The 5,066-nt window shown below is 58.6% G+C and carries 1 protein-coding gene and 5 pseudogenes; 2 read left to right on the top strand and 4 right to left on the bottom strand.

Annotated features, from left to right (window positions below; genetic code table 11):
- Window positions 1-882: pseudogene (locus tag M3A49_RS41990) on the top strand (integrase core domain-containing protein); the annotation flags it as partial.
- A gap of 48 nt (window positions 883-930) precedes the next feature.
- Here M3A49_RS41990 and M3A49_RS41985 read toward each other — a convergent pair.
- The 4 genes and pseudogenes from M3A49_RS41985 to M3A49_RS41970 form a co-directional block, all read right to left on the bottom strand.
- Window positions 931-1,110, bottom strand: a pseudogene (locus M3A49_RS41985) (IS5/IS1182 family transposase); the annotation flags it as partial.
- 1,534 nt (window positions 1,111-2,644) lie between these two features.
- Window positions 2,645-2,970: pseudogene (locus M3A49_RS41980) on the bottom strand (IS3 family transposase); the annotation flags it as partial.
- Window positions 2,971-3,346: 376 nt separating this feature from the next.
- Window positions 3,347-3,490, bottom strand: a pseudogene (locus M3A49_RS41975) (IS6 family transposase); the annotation flags it as partial.
- A 30-nt stretch (window positions 3,491-3,520) separates the two neighbouring features.
- Entirely contained in the window at window positions 3,521-4,228 is a 708-nt protein-coding gene (locus M3A49_RS41970; protein ID WP_416339120.1) for an IS6 family transposase, read from the bottom strand.
- A gap of 220 nt (window positions 4,229-4,448) precedes the next feature.
- On the opposite strand from M3A49_RS41970, the pseudogene M3A49_RS41965 reads away from it, so the two are divergent.
- Window positions 4,449-4,751: pseudogene (locus tag M3A49_RS41965) on the top strand (transposase); the annotation flags it as partial.
- Window positions 4,752-5,066 lie beyond the last annotated feature (315 nt).

Here is a 5,066-nt window from a genome sequence, read left to right as displayed (position 1 = left end):
AGGGCGAGCGGACGCTGGCCGAACTGGCGCAGCAGTTCGATGTGCATCCGAACCAGATCACGGAATGGAAACGGCAGTTGCAGGAGCGCGCGGCCGACGTGTTCGGTGCGGCAGGCCCGGTGTCTAGCGAGCCACCGGTAGACGTGAAAACCCTGCACGCCAAGATCGGCCAACTCAGCCTGGAGAATGATTTTTTAAGCGGCGCGCTCACCAAGGCGGGATTGCTGAGCGCAAAGCGATGATTGACCGTGGCCATGCGTTGCCTGTTGCCGGATCGACGAACTGCATCTGGAGTTCCCGTTTGCCGGTGCACGGATGCTGGCGCGCCTGCTGCGCCGGGAAGACCACGAAGTCGGCCGCCGCCGCGTGCGCACGCTCATGAAGCGCATGGGCGTGGAGGCGCTGTACTGCAAGCCGAGCACGAGTCGACGCAACGCACAGCACAAGGTCTGGCCGTATCTGCTGCGCGGCATGAAGATCGAGCGGGCCAACCAGGCCTGGGCACTCGATACGACCTACGTTCCCATGGCGCGCGGCTTCGTGTATCTGACGGCGGTGGTGGACTGGGCCAGCCGCAAGATCCTCGCGCACCGCGTGGCGATCACGCTGGAGGCCGTGCATGCCGTTGAAGCGCTGGAAGAAGCGTTGTCGATGGATGGCAAAGGCGCCTGGCGCGACAACGTATTCGTCGAGCGCGTGTGGCGCAGCATCAAGTACGAAGAGATTTATTTGAGAGCCTACGAGTCGGTCAGCCACGCCCGGCGCTCCATTGGCCAATACATTGAGCTGTACAACCGCAAACGTCCTCATTCGAGCCTGGCGGATCAGACGCCCGATGAGGCATACTTCGCGACGCTGCCAGCGATCAAATCGGCAGCATGATCGCCCCGGACGTTCCACTTAAAAATCTCGGGACCTTGTCCGAACAAGCGGTGCCACCTCTGGCCGACCCTTGCGTGAGACGAAGCTCGCGCTCATCGACGCATTCAATCCATTCCAGTTGATCAGATCGGCCAGGCGCACCAGGGGATGCTTCAGGTTGATCTGCTCGCGCACGCGCAGAGGATGCCGGAACAAATCGCCTTCGCTTACTGGTGTCTTCGGACCCATCCAGACCTCGACAGAATTTACAGGAAACAACCCAGAATCTGCCAGGTTCCTGCAAATGCATCAACAACTTTCCGCTCCAAACCCTTGCTGCACAAGGCCCTTCGAATTTTTCAGGTTCGACTCATTAAGGCGGGAAAGGAATTCGAAATGGTCTATGTGCCGGGCGCTGATCATGGAGCCCCCGGTATCTTCACCGAGCGTAAGCTCGTGGATTTCTTCGTTCGCAATGTTTTCGGGCAAGATCCGCCTAATTGGAATGCCACATCGACGCATTTTCCGTCGAGTTGATGACCCTTTATACTGATCGCCGTGACCTTGAGTTCGTAGGATTTTTGTATAGTCACATTCAATCGTTTACGTTGGGCTCAGGACTGCTATTGCTTGCCTTCGTTGAACGCAAGCCCGCAAGATTCGTGTGGGAGACCGGCGCAGTGTCATCGCCGGTCGCTGAGCGTCGCCGTCGTTCAGGCGCTACGCCGAAAGCAGTGGGGTCAATGCATTTGCGCGTTGGCGCAGCAGGCACAGGTTTGAGGTGAACATGCCCGTGTTCTTACCGGGTTGCCATGCAACCGATCCCGAGATGGGACATGTTCCTGGACACAACTCCGGCGCAACGCGCATGCAGGATGAGGCTGGCCAGGCGCCAGCGGATTGAATTGACCGCGCAGTCAATGTTCGAACCACAGCGAGCTCGTGACATGCCTTGACAATATTCCGCTCATAGAAGGTAAGCTCAACCGCCTTCACCACGCACCTGCCAGATTTACCACCCCAGCCCTTGATGGTTATGGACTTCGCAATCATTTGCTCGCTCGTCCGACTGGGTAGGCCTCGTATCTGGTTTCTGTTCGTCAGGTCGTGGCTTTGCTACACGCTTCCTTCAGACCCCGCCTCACGACGACGCCCTTGCGTTTCACTAGCCCTTCACCACCATCAGGTTGGGCAGGGGACTTTCACCCCCAAGCTGTTGCGCATGCTCGGCGCACAAAAAAAAAGCGGGCCCGGAGCCCGCTAAAAACCACACGCTACGAGGTTAGCGCGAGGAGACCACTGGAGGTTCGGCCTCGCGAAGATACCACTGCGCCCGCAGTCTGGGAGGCCGTCCTGTCTGCTTGATGAGGTATCCTCTATATAACAACAATCTCGTACAGACCGCCTATTTGCACCAGAGCCTTATCCAACGTGCAAAGCCGGCGCCAGTTTTGTCGCACCAGCGTCGAATTGTTTCGTAGCTGATGACAATACCGCGGTCCAACTGCCAGCGCACGGTTCAACTGACGACGATCGCCGGGAAGCGGTGGCTGCGATAAAGCGATTGGTAACCAGCATCGTCGGATGTTACCGGACTCAGTCCGCAACGTGACAATGCCTCTGTCGCGGTGGGTTGTTCCAGTCCTGTTCCAAAGCACTTTCCGGGCCATGTGGACCGCAAACGCTCGGAGCCCCCAGAGCACAGGCATAGTGACGCATTGGCGGGAAATTGCGTCGGCTATCAAACAATGACGTGGGTTCCTTACAAATCGCGCATGTTTAGCCGATTGACCCGATCCAGCGGGCGCGGTGCACTCGCATCGGCCTACGTCGTGCGACCCGCTTACCGCGAACTGCCCCACGCAGCCCTTGCCGTTTCATCAATCGTGCGACCGTGCAGCGGGCCACCGCAACGCCTTCCCGGTTCGTCTGCCTCCAGACCTTCGGCACGCAATAGACCTGCATGTTGGCCAGCCAGCCACGCTTGATCTCCGGTTGCCGAATGCTCGGGCGCAGCGTCGGGACGGATCTCGAAGCTGTGCTGCATGACGTCGGCAGCCCTGACGGGGCCGTCCGCAAGACCGTGCGGATCGGCTCGACCCCGAAGACGTGATACTGATCCTGCTGGAATGCTCGTCGGAGTTGTTTTCTGCAACAGGCCAACTGCGACTTTCAGAGAACGCTCTAACGTGACAATGTCGACATACGTCGTCGGGAGTTGGACAAACAGGACGACCACTCACACAATTGATCGTGCATCGTCGGCTATTCTTGTGATTTCAAGCTGGGGAACCGGTGGCGCATAGTTTGCTTGATTATAGTGCCTTCAGGTGCGTTCCGCAGCCGGAGATCCGTAGCGCTTCCGCTACGCTCTGTTCAGATTTTCACGAATGGCCCAAGCGCACGGCGTTGTCACGTTAAGGTATTCGAGACACAAGAGCGTACAGGACGTGCATTTGCCCAGAAATTGGACGGAACTTGGGTGAGAGAAGCGATGCCACCCGGCAAAGCGTGCGGCGAGCTGTTTGCGATAGAGTGATGCACGCAGTGAATGTCGCTTGCGCGCGAAGTGCTGGCGAATCGGACCGAAGCTCGATAAGGGGGCTCCGGTGCAAATAGGCGGTGTGTACGAGATTTTTGTTATATAGAGGATACCTCATCAAGTAGACAGGACGACCTCCCAGACTGCGGGCGCAGTGGTATCTTTGAGGCCGAGCTTCGCGAGGTCGAATTGGCCCTTGCGAATGCGATGTACCAACTCAATACCAGAGAGGGTGATCGCTGCGTTCCTGAAACGCTTGAAGCCGAGCATGACTTTCGTCCGGGACTTGATGCTGCGGTGGTCCTGCTCGACCAGATTATTGAGATATTTCGAGGATCGGACCTTCGTGTCCTCAGGCAGCAAGCCATCGGCCTTCATCTCGCGCACGGCGCGGTGCGAGGCCGCATAGCCGTCAAGCGTGATGATCTTCGGTGGCTGGCCCTGATGTTTGATCGCCTTCCTGAAAAAGGCTTTTGCCGCCTCCACGTCGCGCTTTGCACGGAGCATGAAGTCAATCGTCTGGCCCACCCGATCCACCGCCCGATAAAGATAGACCCACTTGCCGCGCAGCTTGAGATAAGTCTCATCAACACGCCAGGACTGGCCGGTGGGCCTGCCGAAGCGATTCCACCGTTTGACGAACTCCGGTGCAAAGCGCCGCACCCAGCGCAGGATCGTCGTGTGGGCCAGCGCCAGACCCCGTTGCGCCATCATTTCGACCAGATCGCGCAAGCCAAGCTTGTAGCGCAGGTACCAGCGAACACACAGAATGATCACATCGCGGTCAAAGTGACGGCCTGCAAACAGTTCGTCCAGGCTCTTCAGCTTGCTCATCGTCGGTTCTCAATTCGTTCAGCCCGACACCTTAACCGATTCGCCCCCGCCCTATTTGCACCAGAGCCCCCTTGGGCGAGCAAAAACGAAGGCTGCGCGGCGTACGCCGCTCTCCCGTGAGCCGGGTCGACGCACTGATTTTAGGCACCGCCAGGTTGTCGAGGGGCCCATGCTGGTTCTGTCACGCCAAGGCACTGAGCTAATTGTTGCTCGACCACGGGAGAGCCTGCTGGCTTTCTACGACTTCCCGGCCGAACACTTGCAGCACCTGCGCACAACAAACGCGATCGAGTCGACGTTCGCGACGGTGCGCCACCGTACTACACGTACGCGCAACTGCGTGTCGCGACCGACCTTCCTCGGTCTGGCGTTCAAGCTGATCGAGGAAGCCGAGAAAACCTGGCACCGGATCAACGGCCCCGAACAGATCCAGCTGTTGCTGGAGGGCATTGCCTTCCAGGACGGCGAGCCGGTGCAAGACGATCAACCGGGTCAGCAGAAACTCGCGGCTTGACGTCGCCCGCTATCAACGCCCATACACCATGCATGGACGCCCCCGGCTTGCCAAGCTCTCGTTTGTGACGGAGGGCAGGTAATGATTGCGGCCATGCATCCGGACTTCGATGTCCCGGCGCAAGGCCGGCGGTCCCTGATGGAATTCGCTGGCCGGACTCTCATCAGACTTGCGTGCTCTTGCGCACGTAGGTGTACTCAGAGTTTCCCGGCCACGGTCTGACCTGTCTCGCCATCACGTCATGATCGCCTGAGCAATCGGCTGTAGTCTCCTGCTGGCAGTTACACGGTAAGCTAGCGGCTAACGGTTACGTAG

Source organism: Paraburkholderia sp. CNPSo 3076 (genome assembly GCF_026343935.1).
GTDB lineage: Bacteria > Pseudomonadota > Gammaproteobacteria > Burkholderiales > Burkholderiaceae > Paraburkholderia > Paraburkholderia nodosa.
Note: the sequence above shows the minus strand (reverse complement) of the source record. Positions and strands in the feature narration are given on the sequence as shown.